We start from the raw sequence: 25,539 nt of genomic DNA, 5'->3' as shown, positions 1-25,539 counted from the left end.
ACCGCCGGCCGGGGTGGAGGGGGTCAGCCCGGGGCGAGGGCCTGTGACGGGATGATCTCGCGTACGAAGACGGGCTTGAGGTACTTCGTCGTCGCCGGGCGATGCGGGAGCCGGACCAAGGTGTGAAAAAAGCTGGGGCCCTGGACTCGTGGTGAGTCCAGGGCCCCAGCTGATGGAGCGCCCGGCAGGCCTTGCACCTACATTTCCCACCGGATGGTGGGCGTCTTTCCTTGGACCACAGACGCGTGACCCCAGCGCCGTGCACCGGAGTTACATCGAAGATCATACAGGATCCGCCGCATGGCCATGCCCTCGGCGCTGCACCGTCCGGTGCGGGCCGCACCACGGTGACACCTCTTGGCGAAGCGAATCGATCCTCCCCCCTGCCCTACACCCCCTTCCGGCCCGCCGCGAGACGCGCCGGGCTGCTGATGGATCCGGGCCCCGGACGACCCGCCCCAGGTCGAACGCCTCACGAGACAGCGGGGGCTCCGCACACCGAGCCGGCGACCGCGCACCCGGAGGAGCGCGAGCGGCTGCGGAGGACGTGCGGAGCGCTCCGTTGCCGGTCGTCCTCGCCCCGGACCAGGCCAGAGCGGGGACGACCGGGATGCGGCGCGGCCCCGCCGCCGCGCCGGGCCGGTCAGATCGCCCAGCCGTACTGCGGCGGCTTGGCGGCCTCGGCGCCGAGCTCGCGGGCGGCGCGCCTCGCCCAGTACGGGTCGCGCAGCAGCTCCCGGCCCAGCAGGACCGCGTCCGACTCGCCGTTGGCCAGGATCTTCTCGGCCTGCTCCGGCTCGGTGATCATTCCGACCGCGGCGACCGGAAGCTCCGTCTCGGCCTTCACCCGCGCCGCGAACGGCACCTGGTAGCCGGGGCCGGTCGGGACGCGCACGCCCGCCGCGTTGCCGCCGCTGGAGACGTCCAGCAGATCCACGCCGTGCTCCTTGAGCAGCCGGGCCAGCCGTACGGTGTCGTCCGCCGTCCAGCCCTCGCCCGCGCCGTTCTCCGCCAGCCAGTCGGTGGCGGAGATCCGGAAGAAGAGCGGCAGTTCCTCGGGCCATACCTCCCGCACCGCGTCGACCACCTCCAGCGCGAAGCGCGTGCGGTTCTCGAAGGACCCGCCGTACTCGTCGGTGCGGTGGTTGCTGTGCGGGGAGAGGAACTCGCTGATCAGGTAGCCGTGCGCACCGTGGATCTCCAGGACTTCGAAACCGGCCGCGAGCGCCCGCCGCGCGGCGTCGGCGAAGTGGCCGATGACCTCGGCGATCTGTGCGGTCGACAGCTCCTCCGGCACCGGGTGGCGCTCGTCGAACGGCACCGGGCTCGGCCCCAGCGGCTGCCAGCCGTGCTGGTCCGCTCCCACCGGAGCCCCGCCCTTCCAGGGCCGGTCGGTCGAGGCCTTCCGTCCGGCGTGGGCGATCTGGATCCCGGGCACCGTGCCGCGCTCCTTGAGGAAGGCGGTGATCCGCCGGAACGCCTCGACCTGGGTGTCGTTCCATATCCCGAGGTCGGCCGGGCTGATACGGCCCTCGGGGCTGACGGCGGTGGCCTCGACGAGGACCAGGCCCGTGCCGCCGGTGGCGCGCGAGGTGTAGTGCGAGAAGTGCCAGTCGTTCGCGACGCCCGCGTTCGGGCCCCAGACCTCCGCCGAGTACTGGCACATGGGAGCCATCCAGATCCGGTTGGGGAACGTCAGGGACCGCAGGGTGTAGGGCTCGAACAGGGCGCTCACGGCTGCCTCCAACTCTTCGGTGCACAGGATGGGTTGCCGCTCATACGATAAACATCGTAGTACGGGGAATGTCAAACTACGATAATTCTCGTACAATGAAGGCTCCGCCGGGGATCGCGGCGGGAACGCGACGCGAAGCAAGAGCAGCGATGAGAGCCAGCGAGGAGCCCGCCGTGCCGACGCAGACACCCAGCACCGCACCGGAGGCTCCGGCGGCTCGCGCACTGGACCATCCCGAGCGCGACGCCATCCGCCTGGAGGGCGTGTTGCACGCCCTGTCCGACCCCATGCGCCTGCGGGTGGTCCAGTCGCTCGACGCGGCAGGCGAGCTCGCCTGTTCGGACATCGACCTGCCCATCAGCAAGTCGACGTGCACGCATCACTTCCGGGTCCTGCGCGAGTCCGGCGTGGTCAGCCAGGCCTACCGGGGCACCGCCAAGATGAACGCCCTGCGCCGGGACGACCTGGACGAGCTCTTCCCCGGACTGCTCGACACCGTCCTGCTGGCCGCCGCCCGCCAGGCCGACCAGCTCGGCGACTGACGGTCGTAGGCGGTCAGAGCACGGACGCTCGACCACCGGTGGCCGGTCGCCCTGGGCCCAGTCCAGTCCGTACCGGTGAACAGCCCCGCGCTGGGTGTGGCTTTTATGCCCGTGGCATTCGCGGCCTGGAGGGTTGGCCGCCCGGCTCCCCACGACGACTCGGCCGCCGCCTGACGCCGTCACCAAGCCCGGTTCGGCGTTCGGTCGGACCCTGATGACTGGCCACCCCCCAGCTTTCGCGCCTCTTGTGGCCTGGGCGCCGGCGTTCGGGGATCCTTCCCTCGCCCATGCCCGCGCTGCCCGCCTGCGGCTCCCCTGGGTGTTTCGCGGTCCCGAGTCCCTGGCGTCTCATGGCCGTGAGCCGGTGAAGGGCACACTGGCCCGTTCGGCGTACTGTCGGGCGGCCACTGAAGGGGGACCTGCCGCAGGTGAGAGCGGCCCGAGAGGGCGAACTGGGCACAGTCGGATGGTGAGAATCGTTGTGCTGTGCGGTGGCGAGAGCCAGGAGCGGGACGTCTCGCTCGACTCCGGGTTCGCAGTAGCCAAGACACTTGCCGAACTGGAGCACGAGGTACAGGTGATCGACCTGGCCATGCCGGAACCCGTGCTGGCCGGCCCGACCCGCGACGCAAGCCGCCTATCCCGTACGGGAGCGGACCTACGCTGCGCCGGGCTCGATGAAGACGGGAGACGGAAGGTCATGTCCGACGCCCTCTCCAGCGGCCTGGCACTCTCACTACTCCGCCGCGCCGACCTCGTGTTTCTCGCCCTCCACGGGGGGTGGGGCGGCGACGGGCGCCTCCAGGCGCTGCTGGAGGTGGCCGGAGTCGCCTTCACCGGCGCGGCCAGTGCGGCATGCAGTCTGGCGTGGGACAAGTACCGAGCCTTGGCTCTCTTGCGGGACGCCGGGGTACCCGCCACCGACTGCGCGCTCTTCCAAGCGGGGACCGAGCCGGTTCCTCGGGCCGCACTCGAACTGCTGGACCAGGGGCCGGTGGTCGTCAAGGCGAACAAGGGCACCTCCCACCATGAGCTGAGCCTGGCCGATGACGCCGACGGCCTGACCCGCGCCTGTCTCTCCGCCTCCGCTGGCGAGGCCCTGATCGCCACACCGTTCCTGGCCGGGCAGGAGTACACCATCGGTGTGGTGGGAGGCCATGCACTGCCGGTGGTCGAGATCGAGTACGCCGGCCGCCTTTTCGACTTCCGCACCAAGTCCGATCCGGGCGCCGCACGCTGCCGCTGCCCGGCCGACATCCCGGACACGCTCGCGTCCCGGCTGCGCGAATACGCGCTTCGGGCCCATCAGGCAGTCGGCCTGGGCGCCGAGGACCACTCGCGTATCGATTTCCGCTGCGACAGTCGAGGCGAACCGCACTGCCTGGAGGTCAACGCCTGCCCTGGGCTTCGCCCCCTAAGCGGCCTCGGCGTGGCGGCAGCAGGCGCGGGCCACTCCTACACGGCCCTGATCAGCCAGATCGTTGCGCTGGGGCACAACCGCAGACGGTAAGTGCATACCGCTATCAGGGATCTTGAAGAGCGTTGCGGGCGCAGCACCGACCGATGGACGGCACCACGACGAAGCCGCACGCCGGACCCTCTCATTGGTAATGGAATCCATTTTCATGTAGCTTCTGGGTGTTCCCCTAAGCGCCCAGGAGGTCCTCATGGCCGTACCCAAGCGGAAGATGTCCCGCAGCAACACCCGCCACCGCCGCGCCCAGTGGAAGGCGACCACGCCGCAGCTCGTACCCGTCACTGTCGACGGCACCCCCTACCTCGTCCCGCAGCGACTGGCCAAGGCGTACGAACGCGGGCTGCTGCGCCCGGAGAACTGAGCCACCGTAATGACAGACAACCGACTGCCGGTCACGGTCCTGTCCGGCTTCCTCGGGGCGGGCAAGACGACCCTGCTGAATCACGTCCTGGGCAACCGGGAAGGCCTGCGCGTCGCCGTCATCGTCAATGACATGAGTGAGATCAACATTGACGCGGCCCTGGTGCGCGGCGGCGACGCCGCTCTCTCGCGCACCGAGGAACGTCTGGTCGAGATGACCAACGGCTGCATCTGCTGCACCCTGCGCGACGATCTCCTCGAAGAGGTCGACCGGCTGGCCCGCGAGGGCCGCTTCGACTATCTCCTCATCGAATCCAGCGGCATCTCGGAACCGATGCCCGTCGCCGCCACCTTCGCCTTCCCCCGCAACGACGGAGCGACCCTGGGCGACCTCGCCAGGCTCGACACCATGGTCACCGTCGTTGACGCCGCCAACTTCCTCCCCGAGCTGGCGGGCGGCGACGGACTGGCCGAGCGGGGGCTGGACCAGTACGAGGACGACGAACGCACCGTCAGCGACCTACTGATGGAACAGATCGAGTTCGCCGACGTCATCGTCCTCAACAAGACCGATCTCGTCGATACACACACCGCCGAGCGCCTTCAGGCCGCGCTGACCCGCCTCAACCCGGCCGCCCGCGTCGTGCCCGTCCGGCACGGCCGGGTGAACCCCGGCGACATCCTCGGCACCGGGCTGTTCGACCTGGAACGTGCCCAGCAGGCGCCCGGTTGGGTACAGGAACTCAACGGCGACCATATTCCGGAAACCGAGGAATTCGCTATCTCCAGCACGGTCTTCCGCGCCGATGAGCCGTTCCATCCCGGCCGACTGTGGACGTTCGTCACCGAGGGCCTCGACAGCGGCGCCTACGGCCAGGTCCTCCGTTCCAAGGGCTTCTTCTGGCTGGCCAGCCGCCCGAACGTCACCGGCTTGTGGTCGCAGGCCGGGACCGTCGCACGCTTCGAGCCTTCCGGCGCCCGCGGCAGTGACGACAGCCAAGGGCAGGAACTGGTCTTCATCGGCACCGGGTTGCGGGCCGAGGCACTGCAAGCCGCCCTGGCCGACTGCCTCCTGGCCGACGGCGACCGGCTCACCGAGGACCCGTTCCCCGAATGGGAAACATACGGCCTCGCCGACACCTGTGAACACGAGCACCCGGATCTGGCCCCGCAGACCTGACGAACTCCGGGTTGGGCAGTGGTCGCAGCCACGGCACTGCCAAAAAATCCGCCCGGTCCCGGAACGCCGCCTTGCACGACTACGACGACGCCGGTGGCCGCTCCCCGGTAGAGGACCCCGACTGCGTGTACTGGGTCAACCCTCGGCGGGCTCCACATGCTCGCCGGCCCATGCTCACTCAACCTCGACCGCCGCAAAGAGGCACTGGCCCAGTTCACCGCCGCCCCTGCCGGCCTGCGGACCACCGACGCCTGCCGTGAGGACGACGGTGTGGAGACCGGCCCACGACCCGTATCGCCCGGGCACATCCCGCCAGGCGACCCCGGTGCGGAACTTCCACACGGATCCCGTTGAGCACCATCCGGTCATCCATACCCCACCGCCCCAGCACAGGCCTGGGCAGCGACAGCTGCACAAGTTCCCACTCGGCATCGGACAGTTCATGGCGGCGTATCACACCACCGTGATCCACATTCCAAGATCACTTTGACGACAGGCCCTAGTAGTGCTTTGTTAGGTGGTGTCGTAGGGCTGCCATGGGACGGTCTGCTGGCAGGTGGGGCAGGTGCCGGTCCAGGTGGCGATGAGGTGTTGGAGGAGGTCCAGGGCCTGGTAGAGGGTCAGGCCCTGGCAGGGGCTTTTGGGCTGCTCCGCTGTTCGGTGAGGAACAGGTGGGCGGCGGTGACGAGGGTGACGTGGCGGTGCCAGCCGGCGAATGAACGGCCCTCGAAGTGGTCCAGGCCCAGGGCAGTCTTCAGTTCGCGGTAGTCGTGCTCGATGCGCCAGCGGGCTTTCGCGAGACGGACCAGATCCTTGGCGGGAAGGTCGGCGGGCAGGTTCGAGATCCAGTACTTCACCGGCTCCGCCTCGCCCTCGGGCCACTGGGCGATCAGCCAGACCAGACCGATCGTGCCGTCGGCGGCCGGCTTGGGCCGTCGGCCCGCCAGGCGCACGCGTAAGAGTACGAAGTGCGAGCTCATCGCCGCTTTCGAGCCCTTGCGCCAGGTCAGGGTCCTGCCGCTGGTGCGGCCCGCGGCCAGCACGTGCTCGCGCAAGGAGGCAGGGCGGGTGCGGTAGCGGGGCAGCGGCCGGGGGCCGAGCCCGCCGTAGTCGGGCTGGTACGGCACCGCCTCTTCGCCGTGGGCGGTCATCTCGCCCTTGACCTGGAGCATCCAGGCCAGGCCGCGTTCGTCCAGACCACGCCGGAAGTCGGCGTTCGCGCCGTAGCCGGTGTCCGCGACCAGGACGGCGGGCCGCAGACCGGCGGCGGCAAGGTCGTCGAGCATGTCCAAAGCGAGCTGCCACTTGGGCCGGTGGTGCTCGGTGTCGGGGATCCGGCAGGCCCGCCTGCGGGCTTCGGCATCGGGCCCGTCCCAGGTGGCGGGCAGGAACAGGCGCCAGGACAGCGGGCACGAGGCGGTGTCGGAGGCGGCGTGGATGCTGACGCCGATCTGGCAGTTGCCGACCTTGCCCAGCGTGCCGGAGTACTGCCGGGCCACCCCGGGCGAGGAACGGCCGTCCTTGGGGAAGCCGGTGTCGTCCACCACCCACACCTGCGGCCGCACAGCGGCCACCGCCCGCCATGCCAGCCGGGCCCGCACCTGCTCGACCGGCCAGGTCGAGGACGTCATGAACTGCTGCAACTGCTGATGGTCGACACCGAGCCGTTCGGCCATCGGCTGCATCGACTTCCGCCGACCGTCCAGCAGCAGCCCTCGCAGATACAAGGAACCTTTCGCCCGCTGGTCCCGCCGCGCAAGCGGCGCGAACACCTCCCCGGCGAACTCCTCCAACCGGCCCCGACACGCAGCAAGCTCACCCGCCCTCATACACACAGAGAACTACCGAACACCCACCGCGACAAGGCCAGCTAACAAAGCACTACTAGGGCCTGTCCGGCGGATCTTGAATCGAAAATCAGGCGGCATCCGGAGACCGAGCGCCCTAACGTGCAGGCATGTCACCTTCACTCGAGCGTCCCCCTTTGCAGGCCGACGAACGCACCGCGCTCATCGGCTGGCTGGATCTGCAACGGCAGATCTTGAGATGGAAATGCGAGGGCCTGAGCGAGGCTGACGCGCACCGCTCCGTCATCCCGACCTCGCCGGCGATGACGATGGCCGGGCTCATCAGCCATATGCGGTGGGTCGAGCACACCTGGCTGGAGGTGCTGTTCCTGGGTGGCGACAAGACGCAGAACCCGTCCTTCGACTCGACGGGCGAGGACGCGGACTGGCGCACCGACGGCATCTCGCTGCGGCAGCTGCTCGCGGAGTACGAGGCCCAGTGCGTCCGAAGCAACGAGATCGTGGCCGAGGCATCCCTGGACGACGTCGGCCGCCACCCCGACTACCGGGCCGGCAACGCCAACCTCCGCTGGATGCTCATCCATCTCGTGGAAGAGACCGGACGGCACGCGGGGCACGCGGACATCGTGAGAGAGCTGCTCGACGGGGCGAAGGGGTACTACTAGCGGGTGTCCGATGGGTGGCTCTGGGGGACGTTGGGAACCGCAACGGACGTGTGCACCGTCGTCTCGACCATGATCGATACGACCGACCTCACCGTTGACCAGCTCGCCGACGCCTGGCAGCGCATCCGCGACACCTCCCCGGCCGACGAGGCGGACGCCCTCGTCCTGGCCTGCGCCCGCAGACTGGCCGCCGACCCGGGCGGGGAGCGGGCACATGTGTGGGTGTCCGGGCTGGTGGCGTTGTCGGGCTACCTCGCCTGGCGTCCGGGACAGGCGGCCGAGCGTGCCGCCCTCGAAGCCCTGCGCGCCGCGGCCGAGGCGCTGGGCGGTCGGCCGTGCCCGCACGACGGCCACCCGTACGAGGCCGAGATGGACCGGTTGGAGGACGAGATCTGGAGCGGTGACCACGGGCTGCTGGCCGGTGGACTCGCGGCGCGGGACGCCCACCCCAACGCCGATGCCGACCCGGTGCTGTGCCCCGGCAACGTCGTGGGTTGGGCCCGCCTTGCCGCGGAGGTGATCGCCCCGCTCACCGTCCGCCGGATCCCGGCGGGAGCACCGAAGTACCACCACAGTCGCATCAGCACCCTCTCGGGGATCGTGAACGACTACCCCTACTGCGATCCGCATGAGGTGCTGGCCGATGAGGCGGCCGGTCTTCCTGCCCGGCCGACCCGCGGAGTGTTGGCCGGCTACCTCGTGACCATGAACGCGACCTGCTGGTACGCGGCGTCGGAGAGGATCACCGACCGCTCGGTCCTGGACGCGATGATCAAGGGGGTCAGGGCCGCCGTTCCGCTGCTGGGCGACGCCCCGTGCACCCACGGTCCCGGTGAACACCCCGACACCGGCGATCCGGACTTTGTGAACCAGGTCGGCTACCTGCTGCGCAGCCCGGGCGGCCGGGCCGAGCTCGCGGAGTACGACGGATGGGACGAGGAAGACGAAGAGGGCGGCGAAGAGGAGCACCTGGACGCGTGGGTGTGCCCCGGCTTCCTGCGCGACTTGGCTGAGGAGACACTCGACGCGCTGGAAGACGGTCTGAGGTCGTTCGAGACCGAACAGGGCGACGAGCCGGCCGGGGCCGCGGAATCGGCCTGATCCGAGCGGCTGACCACCCGGCCGTTGGCCGTGGCGACCTGACGGACTCGGTCCCTGGACCCATTCCTGGAGGATGCTCCGACGCCGCGACGACACCGACGAGGCACTCACGACTCGCAGGGAGAAGTGGTTGACAGCTGCTGTCGGGGTGCTTCGGCCGCCAGGGCGTCGAGGTGGGTGGCGATCCGCTGGAGCAGATCCATCAGCACCTCGTGCTCGTCGGCCGAGAGGCACTCCATCATCCGCATCTCAGGGCTCCGGACCTCTCGGAGACCCGCTCGTAGGCGCGTCGTCCCTCCTCAGTCAGCGTCGCACTGCCGTCGCCCGCCCCCACACACAACCGCGCTCGACAAACCACTCGACATGCGCCCGCCTGGTCGGCTCGTCGGCGGACAGGAAGGCCGCCATGGTCTCGTCGAGCGCGGCGACGGTGATCGGACCAGATGCGCCTGCATGGCGTGGTCGGTCCGGATCCGGTCGGCCTGGTCGGCTGGGACGCTGGCCTCGATCTCCTGCCACGCAGAGGAACGGCGGCCCACAGGTGTGTGGTCAGGCCCTCGGGCTCGGCCATGTCGCCGGGTAGGTCGAGTGGGTAGCGGGTGACGCCACCTGGAGCACGTCCTGGTCGCCGGCGCGGCTCGCGTGGGCGGCTGAGGCCCGCCTGTCCGGCCGCCGTGGTCGATGACGGCGGGCAGGATCTGGGCCAGGTGGCCGGCCAGTACGGGGAACTCGTCCGGGTCGAGAGCGGCCAGGGCCTGGCGGGTTGTGGCCTGCGCGGCCTTGGGGTCGCGGTGGTCGACGAAACTCGCGCTGCCGAGGGTCAATCAACAGGGCTTGCTCGGCGATCCGTTCGGGTGTCGCGCGGTTGAGGGAAGTGGATTGGGGGCGACGCTGGTGGTTGCGGCGGCGACGATCGGGGCGATGACCAGTCCGACGCCGATGCCGGTGATGATGCAGGGCTGGTTCTGTTCACGAGAACGGACAGCACCCGGGACCGGGCGTGGGTTCCGCAGCCTGCAGGTCCCACACCCGGTCCCGGTTTAGTTGCTGGCGCGCTCGGCGAGGGTGTGGGCGACAAGGGCGTTGGCGTGCCCGTGGCCGAGGGAGTGCTCGGACTTGAGCCACGCGACGAGTTCCATGTGCTTGGTCAGGGGCGAGGTGCGGATCAACTCCTTCCACTCCTCGATCGGGCGGCCGTACTTCTTCTCGATCGACGGGAAGTAGCTGGCGGGGCCTTTCACCGGTGCGGTCATGACGAGGCATCCTGTCTGTCTGGGCGCTTTGGTTCTCAGCTTGTTGCTTCGTCTGCGGGAGGTGGAGCCGCTAACGCTGGGCGGTCGGAGCGGAGCTGGCCAGCCGGACGATGGCTGCGGTGAGTGCGAGCAGGCCGAGGGACGCTGCGGCGGTGAAAGCCGCGACCGTGGTGGCGGATCCGGCGAACCCTGCGATGATTCCCACCGGCAGGAGGCGGTAGGCCAGGGCCCAGCCGCGCTGGCCCTGGGCGGTGAAGTGCCGGGCCAGCACGAAGAACACGGCGCACAGCGCGAGATAACCCACCGTGCCGCTGAGCATGTGGACCGTCCCGTGTCCACTCAGTGCGGCCGGGCCGTCCGGCGTACCGGCCGGGAATCCTGCACCAGGATCCGCCGTGAACACTCCGGCGAGCAGGAAGGATGCGCCGAAGACGCCGAGCAGGCGTGGCGCCCAGGTGCCGCCGCTGGTGTGGCCGATCGCCCGCCGCAGTCCCGCCGCACCAGCGGTGACCAGCGTGCCGGTGATCAGGAAGCTGGCGACTTGGATCCAGCCCAGCGAGCCGAGGCTGAGCTGGCTGATGGCGTTTCGGGTGAAGTCGAAGCCGGTGCGGGTCAGCCCCTCGATCACCCCCAGCCCGAGGAACAGCGGTCCTGCCACCGCCCCGCAGGCGAGTAGCACACGCGTGGCGAACGGAGCCGGGGCAGCGCGGCCGGTGACCGCTACGCGGATCGTCTGAGTCATGTGAAATCCCCCTAAGCCGACAAGGCAAGAACTGGACTGTCCAGTACTGCCGGCCAGGACGGTACAGTAGCCATTACGGAACTGGACTGTCCAGTACCGTCCGCTCGGAGGAAGAAGACATGGAAACGAACGGACCCGGCGGACGCTCTGCCCGCAAGCACCAGGCGATCATGGACGCCGCGACAGCGGCATTCATGGCGAAGGGTTACGCCGGCACGAGCATGGACGACATCGCCAAGCTGGCCGCTGTGTCCAAGCAGACGGTGTACAAGCACTTTGCCGACAAGGAGAAGCTGTTCGCCGAGATCGTCCTGGCCACCACCGACCGGATCGATGCCATGATCGACTTGGTGGCCGACATCCCCGCCGACGCGGACTCGCTGGAGGAGGACCTGCTCCGGCTGGCCCGCCAGTTCCTGACCGCCCTCACCCAGCCCCAGGTGCTCCAGCTGCGGCGCCTCATCATCGCCAACGCCGACACCTTCCCTGAACTGGGCGCCACCTGGTACGAGCAAGGATTCGAACGGGTCCTGGCCACCCTGGCCGACACGTTCCGCCGCCTGGCCGACCAGGGTCTGCTGCGAATCGACGACGCACTCCTGGCCGCCAACCACTTCTCCGGCCTGCTCCTGTGGATCCCCGTGAACAAAGCCATGTTCCACGGCAGCCCACAACACACCCAATCCGAACTCGACCGCTACGCCGACGCGGGCGTCCGGGCCTTCATTGCCGCATACCGCTAACACGGCCGCCTGACCGGCCGCCACCGGTGACACGCACGTCTACCGGGCACCGCACGAAGACTAACTTCCGGGCTCTCTCGCGAGCCGTGCTGGCATCGTATGAACCATGGCCGCGACAGACGACACATCCGAACCTGACAGCCCTGTCCGCAGCGCCTATCCGCCCGTGGTGGAGACAGCGTGGCTGTATCAGGCGGATCAGGTGTGTCTGGAAGACCTGCCGATGACCGCTGCCCAGGCACTCGCAATGGGAATGGACACGCCGACCCTGCGCGAGCTCGCTGGCCTGCCGCGTCATGCGGACCCCCGGGACATCCGTGACGCATTCGAGCAGGCTCTCGAAGAGTTGGGGATCAATCTGCCCGATCACCACCTGGCCCGACGATACGCGCTGCGCAGGCTGGCCACGCGATTCTCCGCCGGGGAGGTGGACCTTGCCGAGTTGGTATCGGACGAGTGGTCGGAGATGCAAGTCGAGACCCCTGAGGAGCAAGCATTCGTGGCACTGCTCCCGCCATGCGCGTGCTGCATCGAGTACACGCTGGGGGTCGACAAGGCGGCATGGGAAGCGCAACTGCAGATCGCGGCCTGTGCCTTGGTCTCGCATCCCACTGTCGGGCCGCGCTTCTGACGAGTGGGGTCAGAATCGCGGACGTGTCCGGCGGCCGCGTTCTACGAACAGATGTTCAATCAGTGCCGCCCAGCCGAGGCCATCGAGCAGTACGCCGGCGACACCTACGTCCAGCACAATCCGGAAGTCGCTGACGGCAAGCAGGCGTTCATCGACTACGCGATCTGCGGCGCGAAGCTGAGCATCTGCAACTCCGTCTCTGACTCATACGCCACATCCCGGCCCAACTTCGGACAGCGCCACATCCCGAATTCTCTGCCCGCGCTGTTCTCCTCCCTGAGCGCCTCCAGCTCCGCGCGTGGCGGGGCCGGTTCGGGCGTCCCGAACCACTTCACATCGGCCGCCAGAGTGGCCCAGCGTCGCGAAGCGCGATCGACGCGTCCCTGCCGCGTTGCTTCGCGACGGGCGGCCTCGTGGCGCAGCATGCGTATCGTCGCTGCCTCGGCCGCAAGGTTGTCGGCGCGCACCTTATCGGTGCCAGCCAGCCGGGCCAGAAGAGGCACCGCTTGCCTCGGCGCTACAGAGGGAATCAGAACGTCGGCCAAGTCGAGCAGGCGTTCGGGTGCAGAAGGTTCTTCATCCGCTGGTAGGCGATCCACGCAGCTCAGCGCAGCCAGCACCGCACGGGCCTTCGTGGTGGCCGGGGCGGCCGTATTGGCCATGCCGCGGATCGCCCTCGTCTGCAGCTGGCGGACCCGTTCCCGCGAGATCCCCAGGGCATCGGCCACCTTCTCCAGCGTCTGCGCCGGCTCGTCGTGCAGGCCGAGACGCCTCGACAGGACCTCTCGATCCCGGTCTCTGGGAATCTCTTCCACGGCCGCAGCAACGAGTTCCCGCAGCACCAGTACCGTGTCGGCGTCCCGCTCGGCGATCAGGTCCCAGTCAGCCGTCATGCTCACAGCTCCGGGGCACATGCACTCCAGCAGCCAGTCGTCCAGCAACAGCCGTTCGCCGTCCTGCCACAGTCGGCGGGCCGCTGCCTGCCGCACGGTCGGAGCCAGGACCGTCAGGTCTTGTACTGCCTCCCGGGCGAGAAAGACCTTGCGGCGTTCCGGTCGTAGTGCATGACCCGTCACCTGCTCCCATTCGGTCAGCACCTCGGCAGCTCCAGCAGCCTCCGCCGATCCACCTGCGGTAGAGATGCGCTGGTCACGTACCAGGCGCCCGCGCCGCTCTCGGCGGCGCTGTTCGTCCCGCACGCTCCGCCACGAATAGGCGGGATCCAGGTCGAACCGCGCCCTAAGCCAGCCCAGAGCCTCATCACCAGCCGGGTCGGGCTGCGCAACGAACCGAGCCAGGCGGGCGCGGACCGCGCCGAACGGCCATGCCGCTCAGCGAGCTCCTGAAGAGCCAGCCCCTCCCGCACACCGTCAACAAGCCGAGCATCCTCCGCGTCACTCCACGCGCGGCCGCGTCTGGATGCGGGTACTTGCTCCTGCACTCACACCCCCACGGTTCCGTCCACTCCCCGTCAGTATGCCCATCGCCCCTGACACCCGGGTGAAGGCGATCGGCCATCGGTCGTATCCACTTCCGAGTCACCTACAGCAGAGCCGCCTCTTCCGGCCCCGTGCCCTGCTAGCTGCCATTCGTCGCCCACACGGAAGGTGCGACGACGGCCGCTGCCCCGATCCGGTGAGCGGCACACTCGTCCCAGCCCGGCTGAGGGCGGCGGCCGCCGCCATAGGGGCCGACCGGCGGGCTCCCGGCCGCCGATCTGCACGGACCGCCTCGAACGGGGCCGGCTCATCCGTCCAGGACGACGTCGGGCTGGGGAAACGCGCGACGGTTTCCGGCAAGGTCCGTCGCTGCACCGGAGCGGCGGGTGCGGTCGGCCGCGGGTCTGGAACGGCGGCCGCCATAGCGGGGCCGGCCTTCCCGGGGTCGGGCGGTCGTTCCGGGCCGATGCGGCGCTGCCGGCGAGCTGGTGCAGGTGCTGCAGGGTTCGCGGATCTCGGAGCTGGAGCGGCTTCGCCGGCCGCCGACGCGGACGACCGGCACGGTGATGGCGCGGGGACTGGACCGGGCGGTTCCTGCGCAGCCAGCCCGCCTGCCCGCCGCTCTCGCTCGCCGAGCACGCCCCTCCGGCAGGCCCGGGCAGCGGCAACTCCACGCGAACCCGCACCGGGACGGGGTGCCGATTCCTCTCCCAAGCCGCCCCCAGCCGGTCCACTGCCACCATGGCACCGCCACCGACCGTTTCAGCGGACGAAGAAGCCCACCCGCTGACCTGGCCGGGCTGGTGTGTTTGGAAGCCGAGCAGCACCTGTGCGAGCCTGCTGCCACTCCTCCGAAAGGGCTGACCCTGATGCTCGGCATGGTTGTCTGGGACGTCCGCTCTCGCGCTTCGACGCGAGAGCGGTAACGGCCACCTGCCTCAACGCACACGCCTGTCCGATGGCCAGGCGTGCGTTCGGCCTGCTCCCCGTCGAAGTGCTCTTCGTGCCCCTGCACGTTCGACCACGAGGAGTACGTGGTGTCCACGATCCACTGGACCACAGGCAACACCCAACAGTCCGCCCGCTGGCATTCCGAGAACGCCGCCCCCCTTCCACGGCGGACCGTCGTCGCCGACGACCGGATGAAGGCCAACGACGCCTACCGCCAGGCGTGTGAGGGAACGGCCCTGCTCTGGCAAGGCGACTTCCACAACGCCCGGCAACTGCTGCAGGCGATGGGCCGCCGCATCGACCGCAAAACGCCCAGTTCCAGCACTTCCCTGAGCGAGTCCTTCCGCCTGCACCGACGCAACAGCAGTCACCGCGCCCGTGTCCTCGGAAAGCTCCTGGTGCTGCTGGACGACGACTACACCCTGGCGTTGCGCCGAGCTCCTGACGTCCGCCAGGCGTGTCTGGAAGCCTACGGCCCCCCAAAGGGACCCACGGCGGTCTCTCTCCGGGAACTGCTGGGAGTGCTCGGCGCTCACCAATGGCGCTCGAACGGGGTCGACGTGCCGGCGCTCGGCACTCGCATCCATCCCCACTACGGCGTGTTCGCGCCGGTCAGAGGCGAGTACGTCGACCTGGTCGCCCATACGCCTCTGCCACCGGCGGCCCTGCACAGTCCCGACACCAGTACGGCGTTCGATCTCGGCACGGGAACCGGCGTCCTCGCCGCGGTCCTGGCCCGCCGCGGCATCAACCGCGTCGTGGCCACCGACATCAGCCCACGCGCCCTGGCCTGCGCCAGGGAGAACGCCCACCGGCTCGCACTGACCGACCGTATCGAGGTGTCGGGTCCCGGCCTGTTCCCCGAAGGCCGCGCCGACCTCATCGTGTGTAACCCGCCTTGGCTCCCCGCCCGTCCGACCAGCCCCATCGAGCAAGGCGTCTACGACCCGGACAGCACCATGCTCCACGGCTTCCTCACGGGACTGTCCGCCCGCCTCCGGCCAGGTGGCGAGGGCTGGCTCATCCTGTCCGACCTGGCAGAGCACCTCGGTCTGCGGACACGTCAGCAACTGCTCGACGCCATCCGGGCAGCACACCTCCGCATCGTGGACAAGATCGACACCAAGCCCCGGCACCCACGCTCCCAGGACGCCACCGACCCACTCCACACAGCACGAGGCGCCGAGACCACGTCCCTCTGGCGTCTGACAACCTGACCGGCACCCCGATCACGCGACGGCATCTCGCCTCCGCGTTCACCAGGTGAGCACATCCCGTGGGCGACCTCGCCACGCCCACGGGATGACTCGATCCCTCGCCAGGCTCGAGGATCAGCTGGAAGGACGGGGAGGCCGCCTCCTGCCCGCGCGGACTTGGCGTGCCGGAGGAGATCAACTGACGTGCGGTGCCTGCGCTCGCACCGGCCGGAATAAGCCCTCGCGGTCGCCGGTTGCAGCGGAACATGCACCATCCACAGGAGTCGCCCAGCGGCATACACCCACTGCTTGCCGGGCGCTTCAGCCCCTACCGGTTCGATCCGTCGACGGTTGTCGACGACCACACCCTCAGGCTGCTGCTGGAGGCCGCGCGGTGGGCACCGTCGGCGGGGAACTCCCAGCCGTGGGGCTTCTTCACCGGCAGGCCCGGCGAGCCGGAGCACGACCGGGTACTCCCTCACCTTGCGCCGAGCTCGGCCCGCTGGGCGACGGATGCGGGCCTGCTCGTCGTCACACTGACGCGTCGGCACGTCGATGACACGCAGCTGCTCTACTCCGAGTTTGCGGACTACGACCTCGGCCAAGCCATCGCACACATGACTGTTCAGGCCCAGGCAATGGGACTGGCTACGCACCAATTCCGGGCCTTCGACCTGGAGGGGCTCACCAAGGAATTGGACCCGAACCCGGGCTGGGTGATCGTCTCCATGGTCGCGGTGGGCAAGGCGGCTGGCGGACCTCCGGAGGGTCGTGACCGGCGCAGCGTCGCGGACTTGCGCTCCGGTCCCTGGTCACCGGCGGAGTAACAACCGAGTCGTGATCCTTGAGCGGGCCGGGCCAGGTCCTCGATCCAGATCATCGAGGCACGGAGGTAGAGTCCGGCGAGGGTGGACACCCACGCGGTCGGCGCCGGCGACCAGGATGTGCTCCAGGTGCACGTCACCCGCAAGCCGCTCGACCTGCCCGGGGACATGGCCGAGCCCGGGGGCCTGACCACGCACCTGTGGGCGGCCCGACGATGTGGCGAAACTGACCGTCTACGTCGTCGACTGGACTCCCGGCAAGATGCTCGAAGCCATCGCAATCCTCGGCTGAACGGATTGCCTTCGCCGCTTGAGCACCGAGGTGGCCGCGTGCAGCCATGAGACGGTCGTTACGGTCGTTCCTCGCGCGGGATCGTCTCGTTGACTCTGTACGCGAGCAGGAACTCTGGCTCAGCCTTTGCGGTTGGTTACTGTGATCGGCAATCAGGTGTCGACCCGCCAGAGAGTGAGAGCGCCCGATGATGCCGCCCTTTTGCGCTATATGCCGTGTTCCGTACCAGCATTCAGGCTTCGAATACGAGGACTTCACCCTCGTGAGCTTTCGGCACACAACGACGTGTCCGGATGACCGGGCTGGTCACCCGGAGCACTGCGAGTGGTTCTGCCCCTCGCACCTACCCCTCACGGAGGGCCTGACGCATCTGCCGGCCGTGGAAGCCCTGGCACACATCCAGGCGAACATGCGCGAGAGGACAGACCAGGGAGCCTAGGGACGACCAGGTCGTGCCCGAGCGGGGCCAGGCCGACCGTGCCGTTCCGCAGCACGGCCTGCGGGCATTCCTGGACGGCGCGCACTACCGGGCTCCTGCGCAAGCTGCCGCCGTTCCAGTACGACTGCGTGATTCAGGCGCACACAATTCGGTCACCGAGAAACTTCTGTCATTGCGTCGGCGGTGCTCGATCGCCTGTCGCACCATGTCCGGCCCGTACGCGTCCGAGTCATCGACTCTGAGCAAGAGACAGAACGTCCCGTTGTTCCCGTACCGGCGAGCGAGCTTGAGGTGGGTCCGGGCCAGGTAGCGTGCGGCTGAACGGCGGTTCGAGAATGAAGTGCGCGCGCAGCTCCTCCCACAGCTCGTCCGGTGCCGCGTCCTCGGAGCGGTCGGCCATCCTGGTGGCTTGTCGGGCGAGACGGAAGTGTCGGTGGCTGACGGCACCTCTTGTGTCAGAGCTGATCTCGCCGCAGCTGTACGTATGTCCGCTCGCCGTGCGCGTCCGTGATGTCGATGGTGACGCTCTCCCACTCTTCGGCGGGTTCCTCCGGGACTTCCCCCACCTGGTACTCGGCCTCCGCCAGGAGCTTCTCGGTTACCCGCACGCCGGTGAGGCGCTCTGTCAGCGCGAGGACCGCTGCCTTGGTGTCGACGTCGGGATCTTCGTCCCCCGATGGGTTGAGGCCGACCTCCATCATCACGGCGTTCAGCTCATCGGGGGTGCTGCCGGTTCTCTCCGCGGGCCGCTCGAAGGCGGTTCGCAATTCGCCCTCTTCGTACCAGTGGAAGAAGTCCATGGGCTTGCCCCCGTTGCTCGAATGCGAGACAGCACGCGTGCCGGCGGAGAGTGCCTCCATGAGGCGTGGGCGGGTGCCCAGATCGCCTCCGAACTCCAGAGCGAGAGTCCACTCCCCTCCCTCGCCCCGCGCGGTGAACACTCCTGCGAGGAAAGCCTCGGGCCACTCCTCGTACCGGCCCAGGAACTCCTGCTGCTCCTCGATGAGTTCGTTGATCCCCGCACACACACCTCGCGGCTCGGTGCCCACGATCCGGAACAACTCCGAAGGCGAGACTCCCCGTACCAGCGTCAGGGTGTACCCGACCTCCAGTCCGTAGGCGAAAAGCGAGGACGAGGAACGTATCCAGCCGTAATCGGCCGCGGTGGCGGAAGTCATGCCGCGCATCGTGCCAGCGCCCACTGACACCGGGGGCCGGGGTGCGCTGCCCGCACTGCTCAGGAACCGTGAGGCCCAGCGGGCCGTTCACGGGCGATGCCGAGGGCCGGACGCCTCGGCGGGGACGTACGGGGTGCCGTCGGCCGAGGCGACCGCCAGCGTGGTCGTGCGGCCGCTGGGCTCGATGCGGATGATGGGGATGGCCTTGTCCTGCGGTCCGCCGTCGCCGGCGATGGCGATCCAGCCGCTCGCGCCCGGCAGCGCCCGCTTCTCGCGCAGCGCGGACAGGGTCCGGTAGACGTCGGCGGCGGTGGGGTCGGAGACGGCGCGGGTGATCCAAATGGTCCGGGCGGCCGTCAGCAGGGCGTCGTACATCATGATCGCCCGCCCGTCCTCCAGGCCGCTGTCCGGAAACGCCGCGGCGAAAGTGCCGTCCCGGAAGGGGGCGACGGTCTCCGGATCGAACGCCTGCGGGGCGGCGTCCCAGGCTCCGGGGTGGGCAAGGCCGGTGTGGACGAGGTCGATCCGGCCCGTGCGCAAGGTCGCGGCCAGTTCGTCGGAGCCGAAGCCGTCGGTGCGGGTGACCATGACGGTGTCGTCCCCCGAGAGCACGGTCATACGGTGATTCCGGCACGGGCGGTCGGCGAGCGCGGTGAGGAAGGCGGGCAGCGAGGTGCCGCGGCCCGCGAAGTAGACGACGTCGGGCCGCGACGCGCACAGATCGGCCAGCTGGGTGCGGAAGGTGTCGGTCAGCCCGGGCTGCGACGAGTCGAACAACGTCGGTACCTCGCCGACCAGCCGGTCGGCCGGGATGCGGGCGCGGAACTGTGTGGCCAGGGTGCTGGTGTACTGGTCCCCGGTGGCGACGTCCTGGACGAACAGGATCCTGTCGTCGGCGCGTTCGCTCGCCGACAGGAACCGTACGGCGGCGGCCGCCTGGTCGGCGTTGACGGGCCCTACGCGCACCAGGCCGGGGGTTCCCGACCAGGAGTCCGCGGTGAGAACCGAGCCGAACGCGGGCAGCCCGCCGGCTGTCAGCTTGCCGACCATGTCCTGGCTGGAGGCGGTGCTGCCGCCCAGGCCGACCGCGGCCACGATCCGGTCGGCACGTCGGCGGCCGAGGACCTGCCCGACGGTGTACTCCCGTTGCTCGGCGGTGCCGCCGGTCTGGGCGAACAGCAGCCTGATCCGTGCCCCGTCCGACGTGGCGTTGGCCTGGCGCTGCGCCAGGTAGGCGCCCTCCAGGTCGTGGCGGACGGATTCCATCAGGCTGGTGCCGTCGTACTCCGCGGTGATCGGCGTCATGTAGACGACGGACACGAACGGCCGTGCGCCGGGCCCGGCGGACGCGTCGACCACCCGCCGGTTCTCCGCGACGATCCGTGTCAGCACCGGCGCCAGGGTGTCGGAGGACCCGAGGCCAGGGGGCGACGACGAGCCGTGGGCCAGCAGACCGACGCAGCTGCGTGTCCTGTCGTCCCCGATGCTCCGCAGGCCCTCGGCGCAGCCGATACCCGCTGGGAGTCCGGGCCGTTGGGCGTCGCCCTCGACCAGCAGGGCGGCGAGGACGGCCAGGGCGACGGCCGACACCCTGCCCCGGCCGCCCCGGCGGCGACTCCGCGCGGGGCAGGCCGGGCCGGCGTCGCTCATGGACTCGCCGATCCGGGCGGCCAGGCGCAGCACCTCGTCCGTGCCGGGCCGCCGACCGGGCTCCTTGGCCAGACAGCGGGAGACCAGGGCACGCAACGGGCCGGGTACCCCCGCCAGGTCGGGATCCTTGTGCACGATGGCGAAGGCGACCGCGATCGGCTCCACGCCGGCCGCGTCGGGATCCTCGAAAGGGCTGCGGCCGAGGGCGGCGAAGGCCAGCACGCTGCCCAGCGCGAACACGTCCGTCGCTGGGGAGATCCCTTGCGGCCCGTTCAACTGTTCGGGTGCCATGAATGCCGGGGTGCCGACCATGCTGCCGCTGCGGGTCAATGCCCGGCTCTGCGTCACGGATCTGGCGATGCCGAAGTCGATCACCCGGACGCCGTCGTCCGCCAGCAGGACGTTGGCCGGCTTCAGGTCCCGGTGCACGATGCCCTGCCGGTGGATGTCGCGCAGCGCCTCCGCCAGTTGGCCGGCCAGTCGAGCGATGTCCGCGGTCGGCAGGGGGCCGCCGGTCCGCACGCGCGCGGCCAGGGACTCGCCGATGACGTACTGGGTGGCCAGCCAGGGTGGGTCGCCGTTCGGATCGGCATCCACCACGGACGCCGTGAAGGCACCGCTCACCTTGCGGGCCGCGGCCACCTCGCGCCGGAACCGGGCTCGGAAGCGCGGGTCGTCGGCGTACTCGGGGCGAATCACTTTCAGCGCCACCTGCCGCCCCGCGGCACTGCGCGCCAGGTAAACGACCCCCATGCCGCCGGCCCCCAGCCGCCGTTCCAGGGTGAACTCCCCGATCCGCCGCACCTGCGGCAACGTACACAGCTCGTTGATCCGCAACCGGGCACGCCTGGTGCCCGCCACACGTTCGGGTGAACCTCCACGAAGATCATCGAGTGAACCCCACGAGGGGCGGGAAGTGAGCCGGCCGTGGTCGTTGCCGCGCCGGCATGCGCCACGGCTCCGCTGCGCTACCACCGGCCCCCAGGTTGGCATAGTGTTCAACTACCTCGTGATTGCCAACCAACCGGGAGGTGGTCTCGGTGACCAACCTGGAAGTCCGGCCCGCAGAGATGACGTGTGGGGCGCTGGTCGACGACAGGCGTCCGGCCGAGGCGACACCGCGGGGCGAGGTACTCTCCGCGCGGGACGTGCCACTGGGCGGCCCACGTGCGATGAGGGTGCGGCGGACGCTGCCGCAGCGGGGCCGGACGCTGATCGGGGCCTGGTGCTTCGCCGATCACTACGGCCCCGACGAGGTCACCCGGACCGGCGGCATGGACGTCGCCCCGCACCCGCACACCGGCCTGCAGACGGTGAGCTGGCTGTTCAGCGGCGAGGTCGAGCACCGGGACAGCCTGGGCACCCATGCCCTCGTCCGGCCCGGTGAGCTGAACCTCATGACGGGCGGGTACGGCATCGCCCACTCGGAGGTCTCCACCCCCCGCACGACCGTCCTCCACGGCGTCCAGCTGTGGGTGGCACTGCCCCAGGAGCACCGCAACACCGCACGCGACTTCCAGCACCACGTACCCGTGCCGGTGCGGATCGACGGGGCCGAGATCAAGGTCTTCCTCGGCTCGCTCGCCGCGGACGCCTCTCCGGTACGGACCTTCACACCGCTGCTCGGTGCCGAGATCACCCTCGAACCGCGAGCGGCGACCACCCTCGCCGTGGACACCGCATTCGAACACGGCCTCCTCGTGGACAGCGGCGAGATCCGCATGGCGGGCACCCCGCTGCGCCCGGCGGAGCTGGGCTACCTCCCGTGCGGTGCCGACACCCTGACGCTGGTCAACGAGTCGGATGGCCCGGCGCGGACGATCCTGCTCGGCGGCGCCCCCTTCGAGGAGGAGATCGTCATGTGGTGGAACTTCGTCGGCCGCACCCACGAGGACATCGTCCGGGCCCGGGAAGAGTGGGAAGCTTCCTCCGACCGCTTCGGCACCGTGGAGGGATACCCGGGAGACCGCCTTCCGGCCCCCGCCCTGCCGAACGCCACCATGCGGCCGCGGAGGAACCCTCCACGTCGCTGACCCCCTCCGAAAGGGGCCATGAGCGGGCACCCACACCGGGGCGCGGTCCGGAAAACCGTTGATCGGACGGCTCAGCAGCCGTTCCCGCCGGGGCCACCGAAGAACAGGTAGGTGCCCCAGTCGGACGTCGTGTTGTTGGTGATCTGAACGGAGTAGCAGGGGCCGCTGACCGATCCCGCGTCCGACAAGGTCGCGTACACCGCGCCGCCGCTTACGGGGTTTACCGCTGCCGCCCGTTGGTACGCGGCTTGGCCGAAGCCCTTCGCGGCGTGCTGCCCGGAACCCATCGAGGGCCACATCGCGAGCTTGGTTGCGACCTCGCCGCCGAATTTGGCCCGAGTGGCTCCGGTGCTCAGCGGACCGTTGCCGAACCATGATGCCGGGACGCAGCCGATCGGATGGTCGTCGAAGTAGAACCACCACGCGTTGTTGGTGAGATAGAAGCCCATCTTGTACTCGACCTGGGATCCGCCGGTCTGAGAAAACTGCAGCGGGACTCCCGGAGTCACATAAGGGTTGGCGACAAGGCGGAACACACCACCTTCCAGATTGTAGAAGGAGTGGCCGACGTGGTAGGTCTCCCGGGTCGCGTAGACGAAAAGATGGGGTGCTGCGTTTCCGTACCGCTCGACCTCGACATGCCAACCGCATTCCACGGTCTGCAGGACGGTGGCTTCGTGTCCCGCGGAGTACCACTGCTGACTGAAAGTCACCTGACTCGCCCCGGCGAGCGGGTTCCACACATTGAGCTTGCTTGATCCGCCCAGGCAATTGATATTCTGCTCGCCGGTCGCGTATCGCTGCTGGAGCGCGAATGCCGGTGCCTCGGCGGCGGCAGGTGCCGCAAAGGCGATGTGGTTGTCCTTCGCCGAGAAGTCCGCCAGGTTCGGGAATCGGCACAGCCTCGACAGGGTGGTGCGGTACAGCGGCGTGGTGCCGGCGGGCAGGGTCCGAGCAGTCCATGGACCCTGCGGTCGTGGATGCGTGGTCTCCCGCGACCTCGGGTCAGGCGGGGTCGACTCGTCACCTTCGGCCACCTGAGGTGGGCCCTCGGCGGGGGCGACGGCGAGACCGCCCCAGCGCTGCGCGGCGGGATGCAGTTCCTCACGGACGCAGTCGATGACCTGACCGTCAGTTTCGACGAAGCTTTCGACGGCGCTCACGCCCTTGTACAGATCCATGACATACGCCTGCATTTCCTCGAAGGCGGATGCGCTTTCGACTGCCGCGCCAGGCAGTTGGCGGACTTCTTCGTACCTCGCCGACGCCACGGATTTGAGGAATGCATCGAAGGGCTGCGGGGAAAGGGTAGTGGTCATGAGGGTGACGCTCCCGGGTCTGGAATCGGTGGCCGCCTTATCGGTGGCCGGATCCCGGATCGTCGGGAGTGCGTACCGGCGACACGTCGGTGACGACTCACTTGCCCTCAAGGGTAATATGCCACTTCACTCCGCGCACGCCGTCCGTTCGTGTGACCGGCGCGGCACTCGGGGCGCCAACGCGGAGCTTGCGGCGCTGACCGCCTGACCACCTGGCCACCTGACCGAGCCGATCAGCGGCGGCAGGGGCGACCGGGGGTAGTGTCGTCGTCGCTCTCCGCGCTGCGGCAGTCGCCTTTCTGGCCGGTTCACCTGGACGGACAGCAGCTTTCCACGCATTACCGGCAGTAGCTGATTTGCCAGGAATAACGAACATTCCCCAGACGGCCCGCGACATCCAGGTACTCGAACCGCCATTTCGCGTACCGACAACCACTCCCCCTGAGCCGCTAGATCAAATAGGCTTGCACCGTTCATAGTTGATGCTTCATTGACTGCCGCAACGGGGAGTTTCCACATGGCCATCCAGCCACCAACCGCGACCGGGCATCCGCTGTTCGGTTCGATGACGGACCTGCAGCGCGACACACTGGGCACCTATCTCAAGGCCCAGCAGGAGCACGGTGACGTGGTGCGATTCGTCGCGGGTCCGCCGGGAATGCGGGCGCAGTTCTACGGGGTGTTCTCGCCGGAGGGCGCCCAGCAGGTGCTCGCCTCCTCGGCGTCCACGTTCCGCAAGGACAGCCGGTTCTACGACGAGTTGCGGGACTCCTTCGGCAACGGCCTGCTGACCAGCCAGGACGAGGAGCACCTGCGGCAGCGGCGGCTGCTCAATCCGCTGTTCAGCCAGCGCCAGGTGGACAATTACGGCACCGATATCGCCGCCGAGGCGAAGGAATTGGCGCAGCGCTGGGAAAGCGCGGAGGACGCCACCGTCGATGCGGCTTCCGAAATGGCCCATTACACCCTGCGTGTGATCGGCCGGTTGCTGTTCGGAACGGGCAGTGATCTGGAGACCGCGCTCGGCAGTGTGCAGCGGAACTTCCCCATCATCAACGCGTACGCCGTGAAGCGGGCCTTCGCGCCGGTCAACCTTCCGCGGAAGGTGCCGACCCCGACGAACAAGAAGGCGCTCAAGGCGCACCAGGAACTCTACGAGGTGTGCGACCAGATCATCGCGGCCCGCCGGGACGCGGAGGCGGCCGGCGCGTCGGAGCGGCACGACATGCTCAGTGTGCTGGCGCGGGCCAAGGACGAGAACGGGGACCCGATCTCGGCGCAGGAGATCCGGGACCAGGTGCTGGTGTTCCTGGTGACCGGCCACGAGTCCACCGCCACCTCGCTGGCGTTCGCGCTGCACATGCTGGCGATGAATCCGCGAGTCCAGGAGCGGGCGCTGGAGGAGGTCGACTCGGTGCTGGGCGGTACGCCGCCGGGCTCCGGTGACCTGGGCCGGCTGGGGTACCTCGGCCGGGTCATCAAGGAGACGATGCGGCTGTACCCGGCGGCGCCGTCCTTCGGCCGGTCCCCCGACCGGGACGTGCGGATCGGCGAGTACCTGATCCCGAAGGGCTCCGACGTGCTGGTCAGCCCCGGTGTGATCCAGCGGCGACCGGACATCTGGGAGGACCCTGACCGCTTCGACCCGGACCGGTTCCTGCCGGAGAAGGAGGCGGAGCGGCCGCGGTACACCTGGTTCCCGTTCGGTGGCGGCCCGCGGGCCTGCGTGGGCCAGCACCTGGCGATGCTGAACGCGGTGCTGACGCTGGGTTCGCTGCTCCAGCGGTACTCGGTCGCGCCGGTGGACACCGACATCCCGATGTCGACGGGGGTGACCCTGCGAGCCGAGGGCCCGGTGCGGGTGAGGCTGACCCCGCGCTGACCCCGCGCGGCTGACCGGCGGGTTCTTCGCGCACGCGGGGCGGCTGCCCCGCCCCCTGGTGAGGGCGGGGCAGCCGCGGGTGCCGGCGGCGCGCCGGCG

At 69.2% G+C, this 25,539-nt stretch carries 21 protein-coding genes and 2 pseudogenes; 12 read left to right on the top strand and 11 right to left on the bottom strand.

Annotated features, from left to right (window positions below):
• Window positions 1–643 precede the first annotated feature (643 nt).
• Window positions 644–1,735 (bottom strand): NADH:flavin oxidoreductase/NADH oxidase, encoded by a 1,092-nt coding sequence (locus AC4BDD_RS30560; protein ID WP_490688724.1) that lies wholly within the window; start codon window positions 1,733–1,735, stop codon window positions 644–646.
• A 149-nt stretch (window positions 1,736–1,884) separates the two neighbouring features.
• Here AC4BDD_RS30560 and AC4BDD_RS30555 point away from each other — a divergent pair, with 149 nt between their 5' ends.
• From AC4BDD_RS30555 to AC4BDD_RS30540, 4 genes are all read left to right on the top strand, one after another.
• Window positions 1,885–2,277, top strand: a complete 393-nt coding sequence (locus AC4BDD_RS30555) for an ArsR/SmtB family transcription factor (protein WP_490688723.1) — start codon at window positions 1,885–1,887, stop codon at window positions 2,275–2,277.
• 466 nt (window positions 2,278–2,743) lie between these two features.
• Window positions 2,744–3,787, top strand: a complete 1,044-nt coding sequence (locus AC4BDD_RS30550) for a D-alanine--D-alanine ligase family protein (protein WP_490688722.1) — start codon at window positions 2,744–2,746, stop codon at window positions 3,785–3,787.
• Window positions 3,788–3,944: 157 nt separating this feature from the next.
• Entirely contained in the window at window positions 3,945–4,115 is a 171-nt protein-coding gene (rpmF, locus tag AC4BDD_RS30545) for a 50S ribosomal protein L32 (RefSeq protein WP_490688721.1), read from the top strand.
• Window positions 4,116–4,124: 9 nt separating this feature from the next.
• The gene (locus tag AC4BDD_RS30540) at window positions 4,125–5,294 is read left to right on the top strand and encodes a GTP-binding protein (protein WP_490688720.1); all 1,170 of its coding nucleotides are present in this window, start codon (window positions 4,125–4,127) and stop codon (window positions 5,292–5,294) included.
• Window positions 5,295–5,564: 270 nt separating this feature from the next.
• Here AC4BDD_RS30540 and AC4BDD_RS30535 read toward each other — a convergent pair.
• Both AC4BDD_RS30535 and AC4BDD_RS30530 read right to left on the bottom strand, forming a co-directional pair.
• Window positions 5,565–5,664 (bottom strand): annotated as a pseudogene (locus AC4BDD_RS30535) (transposase); the annotation flags it as partial.
• 250 nt (window positions 5,665–5,914) lie between these two features.
• A complete protein-coding gene (locus AC4BDD_RS30530; RefSeq protein WP_490688719.1) occupies window positions 5,915–7,123 on the bottom strand; it encodes an IS701 family transposase in 1,209 nt (402 codons plus the stop codon).
• Window positions 7,124–7,251: 128 nt separating this feature from the next.
• On the opposite strand from AC4BDD_RS30530, the gene AC4BDD_RS30525 reads away from it, so the two are divergent.
• Together AC4BDD_RS30525 and AC4BDD_RS30520 are read left to right on the top strand one after the other, a co-directional pair.
• Window positions 7,252–7,767 (top strand): DinB family protein, encoded by a 516-nt coding sequence (locus tag AC4BDD_RS30525; RefSeq protein WP_490688718.1) that lies wholly within the window; start codon window positions 7,252–7,254, stop codon window positions 7,765–7,767.
• A gap of 69 nt (window positions 7,768–7,836) precedes the next feature.
• Complete coding sequence (locus AC4BDD_RS30520; protein ID WP_490688717.1) at window positions 7,837–8,868, top strand: hypothetical protein; 1,032 nt, start codon at window positions 7,837–7,839, stop codon at window positions 8,866–8,868.
• Between the two features lie 107 nt (window positions 8,869–8,975).
• Here AC4BDD_RS30520 and AC4BDD_RS30515 read toward each other — a convergent pair whose 3' ends face one another.
• The 3 genes from AC4BDD_RS30515 to AC4BDD_RS30505 form a co-directional block, all read right to left on the bottom strand.
• Window positions 8,976–9,116, bottom strand: coding sequence for a hypothetical protein (locus AC4BDD_RS30515; protein WP_490688716.1), 141 nt, complete (start codon window positions 9,114–9,116; stop codon window positions 8,976–8,978).
• 792 nt (window positions 9,117–9,908) lie between these two features.
• Window positions 9,909–10,121, bottom strand: a complete 213-nt coding sequence (locus tag AC4BDD_RS30510) for a DUF4287 domain-containing protein (RefSeq protein WP_490688715.1) — start codon at window positions 10,119–10,121, stop codon at window positions 9,909–9,911.
• Window positions 10,122–10,191: 70 nt separating this feature from the next.
• Complete coding sequence (locus tag AC4BDD_RS30505; RefSeq protein WP_490688714.1) at window positions 10,192–10,863, bottom strand: DUF998 domain-containing protein; 672 nt, start codon at window positions 10,861–10,863, stop codon at window positions 10,192–10,194.
• A gap of 119 nt (window positions 10,864–10,982) precedes the next feature.
• Here AC4BDD_RS30505 and AC4BDD_RS30500 point away from each other — a divergent pair, with 119 nt between their 5' ends.
• The gene (locus AC4BDD_RS30500) at window positions 10,983–11,606 is read left to right on the top strand and encodes a TetR/AcrR family transcriptional regulator (protein ID WP_490688713.1); all 624 of its coding nucleotides are present in this window, start codon (window positions 10,983–10,985) and stop codon (window positions 11,604–11,606) included.
• A gap of 106 nt (window positions 11,607–11,712) precedes the next feature.
• A complete protein-coding gene (locus AC4BDD_RS30495) occupies window positions 11,713–12,237 on the top strand; it encodes a hypothetical protein (protein ID WP_490688712.1) in 525 nt (174 codons plus the stop codon).
• A 155-nt stretch (window positions 12,238–12,392) separates the two neighbouring features.
• Here AC4BDD_RS30495 and AC4BDD_RS30490 read toward each other — a convergent pair whose 3' ends face one another.
• Complete coding sequence (locus AC4BDD_RS30490) at window positions 12,393–13,334, bottom strand: sigma factor-like helix-turn-helix DNA-binding protein (RefSeq protein WP_490688711.1); 942 nt, start codon at window positions 13,332–13,334, stop codon at window positions 12,393–12,395.
• A 1,379-nt stretch (window positions 13,335–14,713) separates the two neighbouring features.
• Between AC4BDD_RS30490 and AC4BDD_RS30485 the strand changes: the two genes are divergently transcribed.
• Both AC4BDD_RS30485 and AC4BDD_RS30480 read left to right on the top strand, forming a co-directional pair.
• Window positions 14,714–15,844 carry a methyltransferase gene (locus AC4BDD_RS30485; protein ID WP_490688710.1) on the top strand — a complete coding sequence of 377 codons (1,131 nt, stop codon included), beginning with the start codon at window positions 14,714–14,716 and terminating at the stop codon, window positions 15,842–15,844.
• A 245-nt stretch (window positions 15,845–16,089) separates the two neighbouring features.
• Window positions 16,090–16,650 carry a nitroreductase family protein gene (locus tag AC4BDD_RS30480; RefSeq protein ID WP_490688709.1) on the top strand — a complete coding sequence of 187 codons (561 nt, stop codon included), beginning with the start codon at window positions 16,090–16,092 and terminating at the stop codon, window positions 16,648–16,650.
• Between the two features lie 639 nt (window positions 16,651–17,289).
• On the opposite strand, the pseudogene AC4BDD_RS30475 reads toward AC4BDD_RS30480, so the two are convergent.
• The 3 genes and pseudogenes from AC4BDD_RS30475 to AC4BDD_RS30465 form a co-directional block, all read right to left on the bottom strand.
• A pseudogene (locus tag AC4BDD_RS30475) lies at window positions 17,290–17,511 on the bottom strand (hypothetical protein); the annotation flags it as partial.
• Between the two features lie 322 nt (window positions 17,512–17,833).
• Complete coding sequence (locus AC4BDD_RS30470; RefSeq protein ID WP_490688708.1) at window positions 17,834–18,556, bottom strand: DUF6461 domain-containing protein; 723 nt, start codon at window positions 18,554–18,556, stop codon at window positions 17,834–17,836.
• Window positions 18,557–18,643: 87 nt separating this feature from the next.
• Window positions 18,644–21,067, bottom strand: a complete 2,424-nt coding sequence (locus tag AC4BDD_RS30465; protein WP_490688707.1) for a protein kinase domain-containing protein — start codon at window positions 21,065–21,067, stop codon at window positions 18,644–18,646.
• A 209-nt stretch (window positions 21,068–21,276) separates the two neighbouring features.
• Here AC4BDD_RS30465 and AC4BDD_RS30460 point away from each other — a divergent pair, with 209 nt between their 5' ends.
• Complete coding sequence (locus tag AC4BDD_RS30460) at window positions 21,277–22,239, top strand: pirin family protein (RefSeq protein WP_490691982.1); 963 nt, start codon at window positions 21,277–21,279, stop codon at window positions 22,237–22,239.
• Between the two features lie 71 nt (window positions 22,240–22,310).
• Here AC4BDD_RS30460 and AC4BDD_RS30455 read toward each other — a convergent pair whose 3' ends face one another.
• On the bottom strand, window positions 22,311–23,558 hold the full coding sequence (locus AC4BDD_RS30455) for a neprosin family prolyl endopeptidase (protein ID WP_490688706.1): 1,248 nt from the start codon (window positions 23,556–23,558) through the stop codon (window positions 22,311–22,313).
• A gap of 517 nt (window positions 23,559–24,075) precedes the next feature.
• On the opposite strand from AC4BDD_RS30455, the gene AC4BDD_RS30450 reads away from it, so the two are divergent.
• Window positions 24,076–25,440, top strand: a complete 1,365-nt coding sequence (locus AC4BDD_RS30450) for a cytochrome P450 (RefSeq protein WP_490688705.1) — start codon at window positions 24,076–24,078, stop codon at window positions 25,438–25,440.
• Window positions 25,441–25,539: the final 99 nt, after the last annotated feature.

It is taken from the genome of Streptomyces sp. JLBT605, assembly GCF_058215555.1.
The sequence above is the reverse complement of the archived record's forward strand: the minus strand, read 5'-3'. Positions and strand labels throughout refer to the sequence as shown.